The organism is Proteus penneri, assembly GCF_022369495.1.
GTDB lineage: Bacteria > Pseudomonadota > Gammaproteobacteria > Enterobacterales > Enterobacteriaceae > Proteus > Proteus penneri.
Map to the genome: position 1 here is coordinate 3,631,903 of NZ_CP059690.1, position 20,198 is coordinate 3,652,100.

Annotated in this window: 15 protein-coding genes; 8 read left to right on the forward strand and 7 right to left on the reverse strand. The window is 38.7% G+C overall.

Annotated elements, in window-relative coordinates:
• Window positions 1–33: 33 nt before the first annotated feature.
• Window positions 34–1,338 carry a type II toxin-antitoxin system HipA family toxin YjjJ gene (yjjJ, locus tag H1225_RS16345; protein ID WP_161727307.1) on the forward strand — a complete coding sequence of 435 codons (1,305 nt, stop codon included), beginning with the start codon at window positions 34–36 and terminating at the stop codon, window positions 1,336–1,338.
• Between the two features lie 150 nt (window positions 1,339–1,488).
• Here the strand turns inward: yjjJ and metJ are convergent, their stop codons facing one another.
• Window positions 1,489–1,806 (reverse strand): met regulon transcriptional regulator MetJ, encoded by a 318-nt coding sequence (metJ, locus tag H1225_RS16350; protein ID WP_006534139.1) that lies wholly within the window; start codon window positions 1,804–1,806, stop codon window positions 1,489–1,491.
• Between the two features lie 282 nt (window positions 1,807–2,088).
• Here metJ and metB point away from each other — a divergent pair, with 282 nt between their 5' ends.
• The 4 genes from metB (at window position 2,089) to H1225_RS16370 (ending at window position 6,578) form a co-directional block, all read left to right on the forward strand.
• Window positions 2,089–3,249, forward strand: a complete 1,161-nt coding sequence (gene metB, locus H1225_RS16355) for a cystathionine gamma-synthase (RefSeq protein ID WP_006534138.1) — start codon at window positions 2,089–2,091, stop codon at window positions 3,247–3,249.
• 9 nt (window positions 3,250–3,258) lie between these two features.
• Window positions 3,259–5,697, forward strand: a complete 2,439-nt coding sequence (locus tag H1225_RS16360) for a bifunctional aspartate kinase/homoserine dehydrogenase II (RefSeq protein ID WP_239739302.1) — start codon at window positions 3,259–3,261, stop codon at window positions 5,695–5,697.
• 121 nt (window positions 5,698–5,818) lie between these two features.
• A complete protein-coding gene (locus H1225_RS16365; protein ID WP_109398897.1) occupies window positions 5,819–6,355 on the forward strand; it encodes a TIGR00645 family protein in 537 nt (178 codons plus the stop codon).
• Between the two features lie 61 nt (window positions 6,356–6,416).
• Entirely contained in the window at window positions 6,417–6,578 is a 162-nt protein-coding gene (locus tag H1225_RS16370) for a YtxH domain-containing protein (protein ID WP_006534135.1), read from the forward strand.
• Window positions 6,579–6,636: 58 nt separating this feature from the next.
• Here H1225_RS16370 and H1225_RS16375 read toward each other — a convergent pair whose 3' ends face one another.
• On the reverse strand, window positions 6,637–7,374 hold the full coding sequence (locus H1225_RS16375) for a cyclase family protein (protein ID WP_109398896.1): 738 nt from the start codon (window positions 7,372–7,374) through the stop codon (window positions 6,637–6,639).
• Window positions 7,375–8,013: 639 nt separating this feature from the next.
• Between H1225_RS16375 and ppc the strand changes: the two genes are divergently transcribed.
• The gene (ppc, locus tag H1225_RS16380) at window positions 8,014–10,650 is read left to right on the forward strand and encodes a phosphoenolpyruvate carboxylase (RefSeq protein ID WP_109398895.1); all 2,637 of its coding nucleotides are present in this window, start codon (window positions 8,014–8,016) and stop codon (window positions 10,648–10,650) included.
• A 76-nt stretch (window positions 10,651–10,726) separates the two neighbouring features.
• Here ppc and phrB read toward each other — a convergent pair whose 3' ends face one another.
• Window positions 10,727–12,154 (reverse strand): deoxyribodipyrimidine photo-lyase, encoded by a 1,428-nt coding sequence (phrB, locus tag H1225_RS16385; RefSeq protein ID WP_109848274.1) that lies wholly within the window; start codon window positions 12,152–12,154, stop codon window positions 10,727–10,729.
• Between the two features lie 10 nt (window positions 12,155–12,164).
• Window positions 12,165–13,667, reverse strand: a complete 1,503-nt coding sequence (gene proP, locus H1225_RS16390) for a glycine betaine/L-proline transporter ProP (protein WP_006534128.1) — start codon at window positions 13,665–13,667, stop codon at window positions 12,165–12,167.
• Between the two features lie 705 nt (window positions 13,668–14,372).
• On the opposite strand from proP, the gene H1225_RS16395 reads away from it, so the two are divergent.
• On the forward strand, window positions 14,373–15,386 hold the full coding sequence (locus H1225_RS16395) for a LysR substrate-binding domain-containing protein (protein WP_072064642.1): 1,014 nt from the start codon (window positions 14,373–14,375) through the stop codon (window positions 15,384–15,386).
• Between the two features lie 67 nt (window positions 15,387–15,453).
• Here H1225_RS16395 and H1225_RS16400 read toward each other — a convergent pair whose 3' ends face one another.
• Genes H1225_RS16400 through H1225_RS16410 form a run of 3 tightly spaced genes read right to left on the reverse strand, consistent with a single transcriptional unit; the run spans window position 15,454 to window position 17,899 of the window.
• Complete coding sequence (locus tag H1225_RS16400) at window positions 15,454–16,632, reverse strand: M20 metallopeptidase family protein (protein WP_006534125.1); 1,179 nt, start codon at window positions 16,630–16,632, stop codon at window positions 15,454–15,456.
• Window positions 16,632–17,081, reverse strand: a complete 450-nt coding sequence (locus H1225_RS16405) for a hypothetical protein (RefSeq protein ID WP_006534124.1) — start codon at window positions 17,079–17,081, stop codon at window positions 16,632–16,634. Before H1225_RS16405 ends, H1225_RS16400 begins: the two co-directional genes overlap by 1 nt.
• The gene (locus tag H1225_RS16410) at window positions 17,078–17,899 is read right to left on the reverse strand and encodes a DUF3100 domain-containing protein (RefSeq protein WP_006534123.1); all 822 of its coding nucleotides are present in this window, start codon (window positions 17,897–17,899) and stop codon (window positions 17,078–17,080) included. The genes H1225_RS16405 and H1225_RS16410 overlap by 4 nt, the downstream gene beginning before the upstream one ends.
• 569 nt (window positions 17,900–18,468) lie before the next feature.
• Between H1225_RS16410 and poxB the strand changes: the two genes are divergently transcribed.
• Window positions 18,469–20,193: a ubiquinone-dependent pyruvate dehydrogenase gene (gene poxB / locus H1225_RS16415; RefSeq protein WP_109848275.1), complete on the forward strand. Its 1,725-nt coding sequence runs from the start codon at window positions 18,469–18,471 to the stop codon at window positions 20,191–20,193.
• Window positions 20,194–20,198: the final 5 nt, after the last annotated feature.

Here is a 20,198-nt window from a genome sequence, read left to right on the forward strand (position 1 = left end):
ATTCACTTACTTATTCATAAAGCAATTAATATCATGACAATACGCTCTGAATTGATACGGAAAATATTACGTAATGAACCTAGGTCAGCAAGGCAACTTACTGATATTTTGAATATTAGCCAGCCAACATTGTCACGGGCATTAAATGCGCTAGGTGACGATATTGTTAGAATTGGTTCGGGAGCTTCTATTCAATATACTTTACGCGATAGTTCCCGTGGCTTTAATTCAGTTCCTATTTATCGCATAAATGAAGAAGGTAAGGTCAAGCCACTAGGTAAATTGACGCCAGTTTTCCCAGAAGGTTTCGTCATGGAGCGGATAGACAATGTGAACCGACATAGTGAAGGTTTGCCGTGGTGGTTATTGGATATGCGCCCCCAAGGATATCTTGGGAGAGCTTATGCTTCTGCCTATTCGGCTGAGCTTGGTTTACCTCAAAACCCCGATCGTTGGTCTGATACAGATATAATTAGAGCATTATTGACTCATGGGCATGATGCAGTGGGAAATCTGCTAATAGGAGAGCAGGCAAGAGATCAATTTTTGGGTATGCAGACACCAGAAATTGTTGAGCGTGATAAAACTTTTCCCACATTAGCACGAGCCGTTAGTTCGGGAGAAGATCCTGGTTCATCCGCGGGTGGGGAGCAACCCAAATTCTGTGCCTATACAGAGCAAGGTCATGTTATCGTAAAATTTACGGCGCCTAACAATAATGCTGTTAGTGAGCGTTGGCGTGATCTACTTCAAGCTGAGCACTTGGCATTAAAAGTACTTGGCGTTGAAACAGAGGTATTTGATTTTGAAGGGCAACGCTTCCTCGAAATCCCACGATTTGACCGTGTAGGTCCACTAGGCCGTATAGGCGTTTTTTCTTTACAAGCACTAGATGCCGAGTTTATAGGACGGGCAAGGGAGCCTTGGCCAGTATTAGTTAATGAGCTAATTAAGCAAAAACGCGTTCATCCTGATGCTGCGATTAGCACGGCACGCCGTTGGGCATTTGGTATGTTGATTGGAAATACTGATATGCATCATGGCAATTTATCGTTTATCAGTAGACATGGCCGCCCATATGAGATTTCACCTGCCTACGATATTTTACCAATGGGATTTGCACCTAAGTCCGGTGGTGAAATAGTCAATACACTTCGTCCAGTGACATTACTTGATGGGATCAGTGGTGAAATTTGGCGGGAATGTTTAGAGTTAGCCGAGCAGTTTTATACTTTAGCTGAGAGCTGTAATTGTTTTTCTGACAATTTTTCTCCATGCCTTAAAGCATTACGTCGTCATCTTGATGAAGCAAGTTCGCGTATAGCTCGCCTAGGGTGATGACAAATAGACCTATGCGGTTGATTGGAAAGCATACCTAAAGAACCCCCTCTCGCTAAAAGCTAAGGGGGCATAATCTGAAGCCTAAAGTTTTTGCTTTGGGCTTTTTTGTTCGTGTTAATCAAGCAATAAATCAAAAACTGGCGCTGATTAATACTCCCAAGTATCGGGATCAACCCCGCGCTGGCGCATTATTTCTTTTGCCTCTTCAGGGATTTCATCGTTACGTTCTTTACGTAAGTCTTCATCATTTGGCAGAGGCTGTCCGGTAAATGCGTGCAAAAATGCTTCACACAATAATTCACTATTGGTTGCATGTTTTAGGTTATTAACCTGACGGCGAGTGCGTTCATCGGTCAAAATTTTCAACACTTTCAACGGAATTGAAACTGTGATTTTCTTAACTTGCTCACTCTTTTTGCCATGCTCAGCGTAAGGGCTGATATATTCACCGTTCCATTCAGCCATGGATTACCTTTATTAATATCATTTAGTTGAAGTCAGAACAGGGTTAACCCTTATTCTGATGGGCGATACCAGTTTATCATGACTTTTCTAAAACCACCGACTCTTCTGACTGAAGGTGAGAGAAAAAGTGATAGTCACTGGTGATATCCTTAATTTGGCTATTATTTCATTACTTAATCTATCCGTAAAGGAGTTTAGATGTCTAGATGTGTTGACGTCTTGGTGTCTAATTAGATATGCTGTTGTCGACTTTCCCACTTATCGCTGTGACAAGGTGCCTGTATGACGAAGAAAACAGCAACAATTGCTATCCATAATGGGCTAAATGAAGACACTCAATTTGGTTGTGTCGTACCGCCTATCTATCTTTCTAGTACCTATAATTTTTTAGAGTTTAATCAGCCTCGCGAACATGATTATTCTCGCCGAGGTAATCCAACTCGAGATATGGTGCAAAAGACATTAGCCGAACTAGAAGGTGGAGTGGGTGCAGTTGTCACTAGCAGTGGAATGTCAGCTATTCATTTAATTTGTACGGTTTTTCTAAAACCTGGCGACGTCATTGTTGCGCCTCATGATTGTTATGGGGGAAGTTATCGCCTTTTTAACAGCCAACAAGAACGTGGCGCTTATCGTGTCATTTTTGTTGACCAAAATGATGATGTTGCATTACAACAAGCTTTAGCTCACAAGCCTAAAATTGTTTTTATTGAGACACCTAGCAACCCATTACTGAGAATAACGGATATTCAAAAGATCAGTGAATTGGCTCATCAACAAGGGGCTTTAGTGGTGGCGGATAACACCTTTATGAGCCCTGTTTTGCAAAAACCGTTAACATTAGGTGCAGATATCGTTGTGCATTCCTGTACAAAATACCTTAACGGGCATTCTGATATTGTGGCAGGTGTTGTTATCTGTCAGTGTCAGAAACAACTTGAGGAGCTAAGCTGGTGGGCGAATAATATTGGTGTCACTTCTGGCGCATTTGATAGCTATTTATTATTACGTGGCATAAGAACATTAGTGCCTCGAATTCGACTTCAACAAGAAAATGCACAGGCATTAGTGGCATTTTTACAGACACAACCTTTAGTCGAGAAAATATATTACCCCGCACTGGAAAATCATGCAGGTCATCAAATAGCAAAAAAACAGCAGCAAGGTTTCGGTGCGATGTTAAGTTTTGAGTTAAAAGGGGGATTGGATGTGATTAAACACTTTTTATCTCAATTAACACTCTTTACACTGGCAGAATCTTTAGGTGGGGTAGAGACCTTAATTTGTCACCCAGCCACCATGACACATGCAGGTATGTCAGAAGAAGCGAAAAACACAGCAGGGATAAGTCCCTCATTACTTCGTATCTCGGTGGGTATTGAAGATAGTCAGGATTTAATCAACGATTTGCAAAGTGCGTTTGATGCAGCAACTAAAAGGTAACCATGGATCATGAGCGTAGTGGCGATTACACAACAGGCGGAGCCGATTTGCCGTCAGTTACATAAATTCGGTGGTAGCAGTCTTGCGGACATAAAATGTTATCAACGTGTCGTGAATATCATGACGAACTATAGCCAACCTAATGATCTTATGGTGGTTTCAGCTGCAGGATCAACAACTAATCAGCTAATTAGCTGGCTCAAGCTGAGTCAGAATGATCGTATCTCAGCGCATCAAGTTCAGCAAACATTACGACGTTACCAATTATCATTAATTGAAGGACTTCTTTCAAAAGAGAATGCAGAACTTCTCTCTCAAGCCTTTATTGCTGATCTCGAACGTTTGAGTTATTTGCTTGATAAACCTATTACAGATGCAACTTATGCTGAAGTTGTCGGCCACGGCGAAATCTGGTCTGCAAGATTAATGGCAAGTTTGCTTACAGAGCAAGGTTTACCTAGTGTGTGGTTAGATGCACGTGAATTTTTGTGTGCTGAACGAGCCGCACAACCTCAAGTGAACGAAGCGTTATCTCGGCCATTATTACAATCACTATTAGCTAAATATCCTGAAAGCCGTTTTGTCGTCACTGGTTTTATTAGTCGTAACCAACAAGGTGAAACGGTTTTATTGGGTCGTAACGGTAGTGACTACTCTGCTACACAAGTGGGTGCTTTAGCTGATGTCGGTAAAGTCACAATTTGGAGTGATGTTGCGGGGGTATACAGTGCTGACCCACGTAAAGTTAAAGATGCCTGCTTATTACCTCTATTACGCTTAGATGAAGCCAGTGAATTGGCGCGTTTAGCCGCCCCCGTGTTACATACACGTACATTGCAACCCGTATCAGGTAGTAACATTGATTTGCAACTTCGTTGTAGTTATCAACCAGAGCAGGGGTCTACTCGCATAGAACGTGTCTTAGCATCAGGAACGGGTGCGAAGATAGTCACAAGCCATGACGATGTTTGTTTAATTGAACTACAACTCTCATCCCATCAAAACTTTGAGCAAGTAGCAAAAGAAGTTGATGAATTACTTAAGCGTGCGCAAATCCGTCCTTTAGCAACTGGCGTGGATAAAGATAGCCAACTTTTACAACTTTGTTATACCAGTGAAGTGGCTAACAGTGCTTTAGATGTATTACAAGATGCCGTTTTGCCGGGGAAATTACATTTACGAGAAGGGTTCTCTTTAGTGGCGTTAGTGGGTGCAGGTGTGTGTAAAAATCCATTGCATTGCCATCGTTTTTATCAGCAACTTAAAGATCAACCGGTTGAATTTATTTGGCATGCTGAAGATAATATCAGCTTAGTCGCTGTATTGCGCAATTATACTGAGCATTTATTACAAGGTTTGCATCAAACATTATTTAGAGCTGAAAAACAAATTGGCTTAGTGCTGTTTGGTAAAGGGAATATTGGCTCTCGTTGGTTAGAATTGTTTGCTCGTGAACAAGAGCCGTTATCCGCACGTAGTGATTTCGAGTTTATTCTTGCAGGTGTCGTTGATAGTCGCCGTAGTTTACTTGATTATCAAGGGATTGATCCTAGTCGTGCTTTGGCTTTCTTTGATGATGAAGCAACAGAACATACTGAAGAATCACTTTATCTTTGGATGAGAGCACACCCTTATGATGATTTAGTGGTTGTTGATATTACAGCCAATGAGTCCCTTGCTACATCTTATGAAGATTTTGCCAGCTATGGTTTTCATGTTATTAGCGCTAATAAAATTGCAGGATCTGCATCAAGTTTACGCTATCGCACCACACGAGACGCTTTCTCTAAAACTGGTCGTCACTGGTTATATAATGCCACTGTAGGCGCCGGTTTACCGATTAACCATACTGTGCGCGATTTACGTGAAAGTGGTGATTCCATTTTATCAATTAGTGGTATTTTCTCAGGTACATTATCGTGGTTATTCTTACAATTTGATGGCTCTGTACCGTTTAGTGAATTGGTAGAACAAGCATGGCAACAAGGGTTAACAGAGCCTGATCCGCGAATTGATTTATCAGGACAAGATGTCATGCGTAAGCTGGTTATTCTTGCTCGTGAAGCGGGTTATGACATCGAGCCTGAACAAGTACGAGTTGAATCTTTAGTGCCTGTACAAGCTGAAACGGGTTCGCTAGAAGCGTTCTTTGATAACAGCGCGTTGATCAATGAGCAGATGGCACAGCGATTAGCTGCTGCAAATGAAATGGATATGGTATTGCGGTATATCGCGCGTTTTGATGCCAATGGAAAAGCCAAAGTGGGTGTGGAAGCAGTAAGAAAAGATCATCCACTGGCATCATTGTTACCCGGAGATAATTTGTTTGCGATTGAAAGTCGTTGGTATCGTGATAACCCACTGGTCATAAGAGGACCGGGAGCAGGAAGAGATGTGACCGCTGGCGCAATTCAGTCAGATTTAAATCGCCTTTCTCAGTTATTGTAAAACGATATTTTCATTATTAATAAGAAACTATCAGTAATTTTTATTGCTGATAGTTTTCTGTGTATTTTTTTCTCCTCTATACTCAAGGAAGTTTTTATTCTTGCGTAGATAGAGAGGAATTATGAACAAAGTTGTAGAAAAATGGATGTATCGCTCTCGTTGGCTATTTGCACCTGTCTATATTGGTTTGTCATTAGGGCTATTGGCACTAACGATTAAATTTTTTCAGTCAATGTATGAAATCTTGCCTAATATTCTTTCCTTATCCGAGGCTACGCTTGTTTTACATTTATTATCTTTAATTGATTTAGCGCTAGTGGGTGGATTATTGATTATGGTCATTTTCTCAGGGTATGAGAATTTTATTTCTAATATGGAAATTGAAAGGGATCAAAAGGAGCTTTCTTGGCTAGGGAAAATGGATGCTGAGTCCCTAAAAAATAAAGTAGCAGCCTCTATTGTTGCAATTTCATCTATTCATTTATTGGGGGTTTTTATGGATTTAAAGAATATCCCTGATAATAAATTATTATGGTATGTCGTGTTGCACCTAACCTTCGTTTTATCTGCATTTGTCATGGGTTATTTAGAAAAAATTTCAAAGCGAAGTAAAAGCAAAGATAAACTTAGCCGAGTAGATGAAAAGAGTGAGCTATGACACTTGCTTATTTTAAAATTGGGCTATACTTAAGCTATCTCTAGTCACAAAGGAGTCATAAATGTCAAAGATCGAAAAACAGATAGATCAATTAAAAGACAAAGCGACGGAGGTAAAACATCGAGCAGAAGAGAAAATATCAGAAACCGCTCATGATGTGAAACATAAGACGTCTGAGCTAAAAGAAGATGTTGAAAAGAAAGTCGATTCATTGAAAAAATGAATATGTTTTAATTAACGTAAAGCGCTGAATACCAGCGCTTTATTTTTATCGTAAAATCTTAAGGTAAAATAGCAAAAGACCGCACAGGAAAGCCACTGGCATTATTAGGTTTAGCTACGATATTAAAAATAACGGCTCCACGTGTTGGTAATTGATCTAAATTAGTCATTAGCTCAATCTGATAAGTGTCTTGCTCCAAAATATAATATTCACCTAATAACGCATTATTTTTATGAAATTCTTTTGCTGGATCTGTATCAAAGGTTTCATGGCCGATGGCTTTAACTTTTCGCTCTTCAAATAAGAATTTTAATGCATCAAGACCCCAGCCAGGAATTTGATTCTGGCCTTCCTCATTTTTATTATCCATCGCTTCTTGTGATGGCCAACGTTTGCTCCAATCTGTGCGTAAAGCAACAAAAGTACCTGCTTCAATTTCACCGTATTTTTCTTCAAACTCAAGAATATCATCTTTAGAAAATGAAAAATTCGCATCAATATTTGCACGTTCAGATTGGTCAATAACTATCAAAGGCAACACTAACTCTTTAAGTTCTAGTTCATGCAAATAACGAGTATTAGGCACAAAGTGGCAAGGGGCATCAATATGTGTACCGTATTGACCCGGAAAGGTAAATTGTTGCGCGAAAAAACCATCTTGATAGTCAAAAAGAGTTTTGAAGTTAGCGGGATCGAACATAAAAAAATGGGGTGAATCTTTATCAAAACTATGTGTTAAATCGACCCATTTTTTAGATTTTATGATAGAAAAAGCATTAATTAATTCATTTGTCATCGGCTTCCCCTGTCTGATAACGGAAATAGTGATCTAAGTGTTCTAGATATTTACATTGATTTTATTTTGAACAACGATGGTTTGCTTTATTGACAATGATCATAAAGAGAAAACGAAATAAAGCATCGACCTATTTGGTAATAAAAGTCTTAATCTGACAGAGTGAGTAAAAAAAGATAGGAAAAATAAGGTATGAGATAGAGTAATTCGTTATAACACATGGGGGTGAAAAATTAAAAAATGGTAAAATCTACCAGACAATTTATCAATATTAAAAAAAATCATCTAAATTTCTCACCAGATAAATTTTCACGTATCTCCCTCTTTCTAGTAAAAAACTCTTCGTAGTAGATAAGAAACGAAAAAATGTCCTTATTCTTGATAAAATTGAGTTAGAACAGCGTGAATATTAGTCATTCTTATAACACTAAAGCCGTAATTAAATTTCAGAAAAATCCCCCAAAACGATTATTTTCTGATATGAATAGTAGGCTAAGTAAAAAAAGCAGTGTGGCTTATCACAAAAATCAAAATAAAGTCACATCAGAAATGAAAGTTAATTACACAACTGGGAGGACATGACTTTTCTGATAGGAAGATGCATGTTGTTACCGCCACAAAGACAAGGTCAGGAGTCTCATGAATCAACAATATTCTGCTATGCGTAGCAATGTCAGTATGCTTGGCAAGCTACTTGGAGATACGATAAAAGAAGCACTTGGTGAAGAAATTTTAGATAAGGTTGAATCTATTCGAAAACTATCTAAATCATCACGAGCAGGTAATGAAGTGCAGCGACAAAAGCTGTTACTCACGTTACAGAATCTCTCTAATGATGAATTATTACCCGTTGCTAGAGCATTCAATCAATTCTTGAACCTGACGAATGTAGCCGAACAATACCATAGCATTTCACCTCATGGTGAAGCTGCGAGTAATCCGGTGGCATTGGCGAAATTAATCTCTCGACTAAAAGATAAGAATTTTACCGACGAGCAATTAAAAGAAGCCGTAGAGCAAATCTCTATTGAGCTGGTATTAACGGCACACCCAACCGAAATTGCACGTCGTACACTTATTCATAAGTTGGTTGAAGTGAATACCTGTTTATCTCAACTCGATCACGATGATTTAGCGGATTACGAGCGTACTAATATTATGCGCCGTCTGCGCCAGTTAGTGGCCCAATCATGGCATACTGATGAAATTAGAAAAATTCGCCCAACACCAATTGATGAAGCAAAATGGGGTTTTGCGGTTGTTGAAAATAGTTTATGGGAAGGTGTCCCTGCTTTTTTACGTGAATTTAATGAGCAGCTTAAAGAATCCATTGATTACAACTTACCCGTAGAAGCTTCTCCTATTCGTTTTACCTCATGGATGGGCGGAGACCGTGATGGTAACCCAAACGTTACAGCTGAGATCACACGCCACGCTTTGCTATTAAGCCGTTGGAAAGCCGCTGATTTATTCTTAAATGATATCCAAGTTCTTGTTTCGGAACTTTCGATGACAGAAAGTACACCGGAACTGCGTGAATTGGCGGGTGGTGCTGATGTTGCAGAGCCTTATCGTGAAATAGCTAAACAATTGCGTACTCGCTTACAAGTGACCCGTGATTATTTAGAACAACGCATTAAAGGCCAACAATCTTTGCCACCGGAAGGATTATTAATTGATAACGCAGAGCTTTGGGAACCACTGTATGCGTGTTATCAGTCACTGACTCAGTGTGGTATGCGTATTATCGCTAATGGGCAGCTGTTAGATACATTACGTCGAATCCGTTGTTTTGGCTTACAGCTAGTTAAGCTTGATATTCGCCAAGAAAGTACTAATCACACAGAAGCGCTCTCTGAATTAACACAATATTTAGAACTTGGTGATTACGCGAATTGGTCTGAAGAGCAAAAACAAACATTCTTATTGGAAGAATTAAACTCTAAGCGTCCTCTTATTCCGACGAATTGGCAACCTAGTGCCCCAACACAAGAAGTCTTTGAGACTTGTCGTGTTATTGCGCAATCACCTAAAGACTCTATCGCTTCTTATGTCATCTCAATGGCAAAAGTGCCTTCTGATGTATTAGCTGTAAAGCTATTATTGAAAGAAGCGGGTGCGGATATCCGATTACCTGTTGCCCCGTTATTTGAAACACTTGAAGACTTAAATAACGCTGAAAGCGTGATGACTCGTTTGTTTGATATTCCTTGGTATCGCGATTTAATCGATGATAAACAAATGGTGATGATTGGTTATTCAGACTCAGCAAAAGATGCGGGTGTGATGGCGGCATCATGGGCGCAATATCGTGCTCAAGATGCATTAATCAAACTTTGTGAAAAATCAGGTGTGACATTAACACTATTTCATGGACGTGGCGGTACGATTGGTCGTGGCGGTGCACCCGCTCATGCGGCATTACTTTCTCAACCACCGGGAAGCTTGAAAGGTGGCCTGCGTGTGACGGAACAAGGCGAAATGATCCGCTTTAAGTTTGGGTTACCACAAGTCACCATCAGTAGCCTTGCTCACTATGCAGGTGCAATCTTAGAAGCGAATTTATTGCCACCACCAGAGCCCAAAGCCCCTTGGATTGAAGTGATGGATTCATTGTCTGACGTTTCTTGTGCGATGTATCGTGACTATGTACGAGGGGAAGAAGACTTTGTGCCTTATTTTAGAGCAGCAACCCCAGAAGGTGAGTTGGGCAAACTACCATTAGGTTCACGTCCTGCAAAACGCCGTCCTACCGGTGGTGTTGAAACGTTGCGCGCTATTCCGTGGATCTTCGCATGGACTCAAAACCGCCTAATGTTACCTGCTTGGTTGGGGGCTGGAGCCGCATTACAACATGAAATTGATAGCGGAAAACAAGCGGTATTAGACGATATGTGTGAGAACTGGCCGTTCTTTAATACACGTATTGCGATGTTAGAGATGGTGTATGCGAAAGCAGATTTATGGTTAGCGGAATACTATGATCAACGCTTAGTAGACGAACGTTTATGGCCATTAGGCGCAAAATTGCGTCAGCAACTTTCTGATGATATTAAGAGTGTCTTGGCAATTTCAAAAGATGAACACTTAATGGCAGATTTGCCATGGGTTGCTGAATCTATTGCACTGCGTAATGTATATACTGATCCATTGAATGTGCTTCAGGCTGAATTATTACAGCGCTCTCGTACTCATAGCGAGTCTGATCCGCGTATTGAACAAGCACTAATGGTTACTATTGCAGGTATTGCTGCTGGTATGCGTAATACAGGCTAGAGTCATCAGTATTTAAAAAGAAAAACAGCGCTGAATAACAGCGCTGTTTTTTTATCTCTTATTACTACTATTGATTTTATTTTTTTGCTTTTTCATAAGACTCAATCGCTCTTATTCGTGCTTTGGCGTGATCAACTATCGGTAATGGATAATCAAGAGGATTATTGGTTTTTGCCGCCCATTCGTGAGGTGTGTGAATATATCGGCTCGGCACACTGGCTAGCTCAGGAAGCCAATGACGGATAAATTCGCCATCGGGATCGAACTTACGGCCTTGGGTTGTGGGATTGAAAATTCGAAAATAAGGTACGGCATCCGTTCCTGTTGATGCAGCCCACTGCCAACCCCCATTATTTGATGCAAAATCACCATCAATGAGTTGTGACATAAAATAACGTTCACCCCAACGCCAATCAATCAACAAATCTTTGATAAGAAAACTTGCTGTGAGCATACGTAAGCGGTTATGCATCCAACCTGTTTGGTTAAGCTGTCGCATTGCAGCATCAATAATAGGAAAACCTGTTGAGCCTTGAGTCCAAGCATTAAATTCATCTTGGTTGTTACGCCAATTGATTTTTTCTGTCCAAAGCTGAAAGGCAATGTGTTTACATAAATTAGGATTTGCCACAATTAAGTGTTGGTAAAATTCTCGCCAAATAAGTTCATTAAACCAAACAAATGCACCCGATGTATTGTTTTCTAAGAAATTAGGTTCAGTTTGGTAAAGGCGATTAAAACATTGGCGAATAGACAATAATCCAATTGAAAGATAAGGGGATAATCGACTTGTACCATCAACAGCAGGGATGTCTCGCCATTTTGCATAATGTGGCACGCTTTCGTAACAGAATTGTTTTAAGCGTTTAAGTGCCTCTTCTTCAGTGGAGATAAAAGAGAGCGAGCTTGTATTTTCAAGTGAAAATAGTGGTGCTTTTAAAGGCGATACCGCTTTTTGATGTGTTCTTATCTCTGGGATAGGTAACGAAGCGTTATCTTGTGAAACAAAGAGCCGCAAAAATGCATTTCTAAAGGGAGTAAAAACCTTGAACATCTCTCCTTGTTGGGTAACTACATTACCTGGTGGAATAAACACATTGTCATGATAAGTATAAACGGTTGTCTTATTCTTTAGTAACTCAGTGACTTTTTTATCACGGCGTTGTTCATTAAGGGCATATTGGTGATTGAAAAAAAGCGCAGTGACGTGATGTTGTTGGCAATACTCAGCCACTTTATCGGCTGCATTTGAATAAGTATCGCTAATTACTATTGTCAGTGGAATATTGAGTTTTGCTAGTGAAGTTGAAAGATCCAGCAACGCATTATGAATAAACGCCTGACATGACAAAGCCATATTATGGGCTTTCCATTGTTCAGGCGTTACGGTGAAAATAGCATGCACCTGTGCTTGTTTATCTTGGCAAGCGTGAAAGAGTGCCTTGTTATCTGTCACTCTTAAATCATGACGAAACCAAACTAAATGAACAGGGGACGGGTGCATGTAACCTCTCTTAATCTAACTTAGGATGTTGATCGATAAGGGATTGGCGTTTTTTCTGTAATGCTTCGATTTCTGCTTCAATATCTTCAACACGTTGTTCGATATTATCATAATGTTCAGAGAGAATTTCTTTTGCCTCTGATTTATCTGATGCCGCAGGTGTTGCACCTCGTAAAGGTTTATTTGCAGTTTCGATCATCTTGATACCGGTTATCAAACCGACAACAGCGACAATCATCAGATAATAAGCTGGCATATATAAATCACCGGTTGCTTCAACTAACCAAGCTGCTGCTGTTGGTGTGGCCCCTGCAATTAATACTGAAATATTAAAAGCAATTGCTAATGCACTATAACGAATATGGGTTGGGAAAATAGCCGGTAAGATTGATGCCATAACCCCAGTAAAACAGTTGAGTAAAACTGCAAGAATTAATAATCCTAAGAAAATTAAACCGATTTCATCACTGTTAATCATCATAAACGCAGGGTAAGCAAGGACAAACAAACCAATACTGCCACCAATAACAAACGGTTTACGGCCAATTTTATCACTCAATAACCCAATGACAGGTTGTACAAACAACATACCTATCATAATCGCGATGATGATCAGCACACCATGGTCTGCCGAATAATTTAAGTTATGAGATAAATAACTCGGCATATAAGTTAATAACATATAGTAGGTAACATTAGTGGCAATCACCAAACCTACACAGACGGTTAAGCTTTTCCAATATTTTGATGCAATTTCACGTAATGAAACACGAGGTGGATCTTGGATAGATTTACGATCGTCGCTATTCATTTCATCGACGTGTTGTTGGAATGCTGGGGTTTCTTCTAAAGCATGGCGTAAATATAGACCAATAAGACCTAATGGTAATGCTAAGAAGAATGGGATACGCCATCCCCACTCATGGAATGCTGTTTCTCCAAGGATAGTCGAGATAAGTACAACAACACCTGCACCCATAACAAAACCAGCAATAGAACCAAAGTCTAACCAGCTTCCCATAAATCCACGTTTACGGTCGGGTGAGTATTCAGCAACGAAAATCGCAGCGCCTGAATATTCACCACCAATAGAGAAACCTTGTGCTAATTTAGCGAGTAATAATAAGACTGGTGCCCAAATACCGATAGTTTCATAAGCAGGAATAAGACCGATGGCAAATGTACTGAGTGCCATAATGATGATGGTAACAGATAACACTTTCTGACGACCAAATTTATCCCCAAGCATCCCAAATACGACACCCCCTAACGGTCTTACAAGGAATGGTACTGAGAATGTGGCAAGGGCAGCAATCATCTGTACACCGGGTGATGCGCCAGGGAAGAATACTTGACCTAAGACATATGCAAGGAAGCCATAGACACCAAAGTCAAACCATTCCATGGCATTACCTAATGCTGCCGCCGTAATCGCTTTTTTAAGCTTACTATCATCAATAATAGTTATATCATTGATTCTTAGCGGTTTGTTTCTTTTTTTCTTCATTTTCATATTAAGTGACCTTTATTAAGGTATTCGTAATTTCTTGTTGTTCAATTAATTAAAAGAAATGAAGTGACTATTTGTTAGCGAGAAGAATGAGTAATAAAAATTCACTAAAAAACAGCTTACTTCTACTAAGTTTAAATTTAAATAGTGGTATTAAGCTAATAGATAAGAGAATATTTATTAAGTATAGATGAGATTGAATAAGATATTAGAATGTTTTCTTTGTTGTTTTGATATAACAAAACAGAGCCTCTAAGTATTAAAACCTGATCAATATCATAACGTAATTCTGCTTTTCTGTAAAATTTATGGCGTTATTGACGGGTTATTTGCGTTAAGGCAATTGAAAGCTTCGCAAAAATAAATGAAAAAACAAATTTGTTTTTTGTTTTAATAACAGTGTGTTATATCCTTTTTCTGTTTTTTTGATTCAGGCTAACGCATTTATATGAGCATTGTGCATAATACAAAGATTGATAGATAAGTAGAAAATAATAACACCTTATTTTGCTTTATTATTCTTTCGAATAGTTAAAGTGAATGTGTGGATAATAGAATAGATCTCGCTATTCTTATTATAAGATTAAATCAAGATAGTATGACGAGATATCACGACAGAAATATTAAAGATAGTTTATCTAGTGCTCATATTTAGAATAAAAATTAATAATTAACCGCGCATTTGTGCAAATTAACCCGGGTACCTCTATGAATATTAATCAACTGAAAAGCTTTGTTGAAGTCGTAAAAAATAATTTCAACATTACTAATGCGGCTGAAAAACTCTACACCTCTCAACCGACAATCAGTAAGCAACTAAAAATATTAGAAGATGAGCTCAGTGTGTCACTGTTTGTGCGTAAAAATAATAATTTATTAGCATTAAGTCCGATGGGTAAAGAAGTCCATAAAATTGCTTGTGATATTCTTGGGCAAGTTGATCGAATCAAAAGCATTGTGGCTGAAGAAGATCGTAATAAAAAAGTCGATTTACATATTGCGACAACACACACTCAAATACGTTATTCATTGCCGAATGTGATTGATCATTTTCGTCACTATTACCCTAATATTTCACTACATTTTCATCAAGGCGCACCAGCTCAATTAGCAGAAATGGTTAAAAACGGCGATGTGGATTTTGCTATCGCAACAGAGTCTATGCACCTTTATGAAGATCTGATTACATTGCCTTGTTACCGCTGGACTCGTAGTTTATTAGTTCCTTATGATCATCCTCTTGCCTTATTGAAAGATGATGAGCAGGTTACTATCGAACAAATGGCAGAGTATCCATTGATTACCTATGTTTTTGGTTTTACAAGAGGATCTAAATTAGACAAGGTATTTTATAAAAATAATCTTAAGCCCAAAGTAGCATTAACAGCGACGGATACAGAGATTATTAAATACTATGTTAAGCGACATTTAGGTATCGGTGTTATTGCCACCGCCTCTTATGATGAGACTGAAGATGGTGACGCATTAAAATGTATTAATATCGATCATTTAGTGCAACCGAGTTACACCCATATTTGTGTCAGTAAACATACCCATATGAAAGATTATATGCATGAGTTTATTTCTCTTTATGCTCCTCACATTGATAAAAATATTATTCAGATGCCAGAACAGTGGGGAACACAATGGCACAGTAAAGAGGTCTACCAAGGATTACCTGATTTACGTTCAGTCAATGTGAATAATAGTGTTGCAGAATAGAAGTCAGAATAAAAAAAGCCCGTTTTTTGCGGGGGCAATAACGGGCTTAAGGCAGAATAATAAGAGTTTAACGAGTCAGAATATTAACAAAAATCTGAGCACCGACTAGTAAACAATCATCATCGACAAAATAAGGATTTGCGTGAAGGTAATTATTAATACCTTTCGCTTGATTACCACTTCCTAAGAAGAACATGGCACCGACTTTACCTTTTGTGGCATTAACCATATAGCTAAAGTCTTCACTGCCTGTCATTGGCTTACCGTTTGATTCAATATTCTCTTCAGGTAAGAATTTACGCATTGCATCTAATAAATGCTGATGTGCAGTTGGATGATTGACAACTGCAGGGTATCCGCTATAGCTTAATGTGGTTTTAAATCCACCCGCTGTACTACGAGCCACAATTTCATCAAAACTCGCTTTTAGTACTTGGTCGGTATTTTCATCCATAGAACGGATCGTACCGCGAGCTTGTACGTGATCAGCTAATGCATTAGGGATTGTTCCCCCATTGATCATGCCACAACCAAAGACTGCTGGGCTAAATGGATCTGTCTTTTTCGCAACAACATAATCCATATAATCAATTAAGCGAGTGGCTTCACGAATGGCATCTAAGCCTTTGTGTGGTGTTGAACCATGTGCAGAAACGCCATAAACATCTAATGTCCATGCAGAGCCATAAGATGACATCACACCATCATTAAAGCGAACACAACCCGTTTCAATGGCGGCATCGTTATGGAGTGCATAAGTTTCATCAACGCCTTCCATGCAACCGAGTTCAACCATTTTTTCAGCGCCAGGTACACGCATATCTTCTTCAGCCATTTGGAAAATAAAGCGAACGTTCGCGCTCATCTCTTCTTTATTTTCGGCAAGATACTTGGCACTGGTTAATGCCATGGTCATATGAGTATCGTGACCACAGTTATGTGCACAACCTTGGTGAACTGAACTATGTTCATTATTCGTTAAGTCTGGCATTTCTAATCCGTCCATATCAGCACGGATAGCAATTAATGGAAATTCAGCATTAACAATTAAGTCTGCTGTGAAACCAGTATACCCATCAAAAGTTTTAATTTGATAACCAAAACTTTCCATTAATTCACGGCAATACTTTGATGTCTTATATTCTTCACCTGATAACTCAGGTATTTTGTGCAAGTCTTGTCGTGTTTTTTTACTAAAGTCATTTAATTGAAAGAGTTTTTCACTGACATTATAAATATTATTCATTAGATAACTCCCTGGATCGTAAATCCAATTTGCGCGACGATTGATGCTCCAAAGAAACAACAAGTTGAAACAATCATGAAAATAAGAATAACTTTCCATGACATTTTCTTAAGTTCTTCTAATTGACCACCAACAGATAAACCAGCAAATGCTAATAAAGGCACACAACAAGATAAGAAAGAGACTTTACCAATAGAACTAATAAAGAAATCTCTTACTGGTGTTTCGGGTAAACAAATAAGTATCCCAATAATTGTTGCATAAGCAAATGTTGGTAAAGATGAAGGTAAATAATGTTTTGCAACGAGTGAAATAAATACCACTAATGACATAGCAATAAAGCTATCCCACATTGCATAAAGAGCGATCCCTGATGTTAACGTCTGAGTAAACATTGCCAGTAAAATAGCAACGAATACAAATTTCATATCAATAATTATATTTTTCATGCAGTTTTGCCTCTGGTGAAAATTTTATAAATTTTTTCTGAAAGAGGTAAACCTAAATAGGTTAATGACAGTGCGCCAAGTGCTGATGATAATAAGTTAGATGCAGCGGCAACACTTAATACTTGCTGTGCTAATGTTTCATCAAGACCATTAATTAACGCACCTGATGCAGCACTTAACATGGAACCAGAACCCACGCCAGAGCCTGCAGCAAGTGCAAGTGGGTGTAATCCGGTTAATGGCGCAATACTACCTAATACGCTAAACCACAAAGTACCGATAACAGAACCACATAAATAGATGGCTAATACGCCAATATATTCTTGTGAGCCTGTACCAAATTTACCTTGAATTACAGCAATAGAAGGTTCACGGCTAATAGACGAACAAGCACCAATTGCACGACGACCAAATCCAAATTTAATCGCTAATGGAACTGCAATTAATACAGGTAATAAGTTTCCGAGTTCCTGAACAAATAAAGGAATACCGACACTTAAAATCATTTTAATATTAGGAACAATCATTCCTGCATATTGTGTACCTAAAATAAGTAGGCTGAAACCTACCATTTTACCGCAGAAGCCTTCTTCTTTTTCTGTAAATAATTTACCCCATACTTTAATTTTTTTACGGGTAAATCCAGCAGATATACACATACCAATAATTACAGCAAATAACATTGGTAAAATAGGTATTACCGCAATGCCAATCTTAATTTCTTTTTTACCAATGACATATTGTGAAATAAAAATTAAGAAAAGGACTGCCAGAATACTAATAAAGAAAACCTTTATCGGACTTCTACTTTTGTCCATCCGTTAATCTCCGTTGAAAAATAATCAGGCTTTATTCTAGAGGACAAAAAGCAAAAGGTAGCGTGACCAATGTCATGTTTATTTCATACCTCTTTTTCATGGAGCATGAAATAATGCAATGGTAATAAATTTATTAACAAATAGAGGAAAGTTAAATTTTTTAATAAAGACAGTGAGTAAGGCTGAAATGAGTCAGCTTAATTGTTAATAAAGATGTAATGAGAAAAATAATAATTAAAAATTATTTTAATTATTAAAATAATCCTATAATAAAATTTTGTCTACACTTTAGTAAATAATAATACGTTATTAATGAGATATATTCTTATTTGGTGCGGTTATTATAAATTTAATGAATGTATTTGAAAGTGATATTTTATTCTTTGTATTTTTAAGGGCGGATCTTATCTTCACAGTGACATTATAACGATTGGTGTTATTCTTTATATTTGAGTTAGTAAGATTATTTTCTCTGCAAGCTGGTGAGGAAGAGAGATAGAATATGGGAAGGAAATAAATGTAGCTCGCAGAGAGGCACAATTCACCCAAAACTGAGGAAAAACATCACCATGAGTAAGCAAACAGTTGCAACCTATATTGCTAAAGTACTCCATAATGCAGGTGTAAAACGTATTTGGGGCGTGACAGGAGATTCTCTCAATGGATTAAGTGATAGTTTGCGAAAGATGGGAACGATTGAGTGGATGGGAACTCGCCATGAAGAAGTTGCTGCTTTTGCTGCAGGAGCAGAGGCGGCAGTTAATGGCCAATTAGCGGTTTGCGCAGGCTCTTGTGGGCCGGGAAATTTACATCTTATCAATGGGCTTTTTGATTGCCATCGTAATCATGTTCCTGTGTTAGCCATTGCTGCACATATTCCTTCTGCTGAAATTGGTAGTAATTATTTTCAAGAAACACATCCGCAAGAACTTTTTCGCGAATGTAGCCATTATTGTGAATTAGTCTCAAATCCAGAGCAGATCCCTCAAGTGCTTGCTATTGCAATGCGAACCGCTATTTTAAAAAAAGGGGTCTCAGTTGTTGTTTTACCGGGAGATGTTGCACTAAAACCAGCTCCAGAAGATGCGCATGAAAACTGGTATCCGTTGCAGTCTCCACTCATCATGCCAAATCGTTTCGAAATCGAAAAATTATCTGATGCATTGAATAATGGAAAAAATATCACCTTAATGTGTGGTGCTGGATGTGCTCAAGCTCGTGATGAAGTGATTAAACTGGCTCAAACATTAAAAGCGCCTGTTGTACATGCATTGCGAGGGAAAGAATACATTGAGTGGAATAACCCCTATAGCGTGGGCATGACAGGATTAATTGGTTTTTCATCGGGTTATCATGCGATGGAAAATGCTGATACGTTAGTGCTATTAGGTACGCAATTCCCTTATCGTGCATTTTATCCATCAAAAGCCAACATTATCCAAATCGACATTAATCCAAGTAGTATTGGTTCGCATTGTCATGTTGATATGGCGATGGTTGGCGATATTAAAGCCACTCTGAATGCGATACAACCTCGTTTAAAAGAAAAAACAGACACAGCTCATCTTGATGCTTCCTTAAAACATTATGCCAAAGCACGGCAAGATCTGGATGCACTTGCACAACCTAGTGAGCGTGAGCTTATTCACCCACAATACTTGGCACGCCGATTAAGTGAACTGGCAAATGATGATGCCATTTTTACCTGTGATGTCGGAACACCAACAGTATGGGCCGCCCGTTATGTTGGGATGAATGGAAAACGTCGTTTACTGGGCTCTTTTAATCACGGCTCTATGGCAAATGCGATGGCTCAAGCCATTGGTGCACAATCGTTAGATAGAAAACGTCAAGTTGTGGCAATGTGTGGTGATGGTGGATTTACCATGTTAATGGGGGATTTTATCTCGTTAGCGCAAATGAATTTGCCAGTGAAAGTAATTATTTTTAATAACAGCGTATTAGGTTTTGTGGCGATGGAGATGAAAGCTGGTGGTTATTTAACGGATGGCACAGATTTGCATAACCCAGATTTTGCTGCTATTGCTAATGCATCTGGTATCAAGGGTATTCGCGTTGAAAACGGTGAAGATCTGGATCATGCACTTAAAGAAGCCTTTGAACATGATGGCCCTGTAATTGTGGATGTGGTAACCGCAAAACAAGAGCTTTCTATGCCTCCTGAAATTAAATTTGAACAGGCTAAAGGCTTTAGTTTGTATATGATGAAAGCGATTATTAATGGTCGTGGCGATGAAATCGTTCAACTAGCCAAAACCAATTGGTTACGTTAATCGTT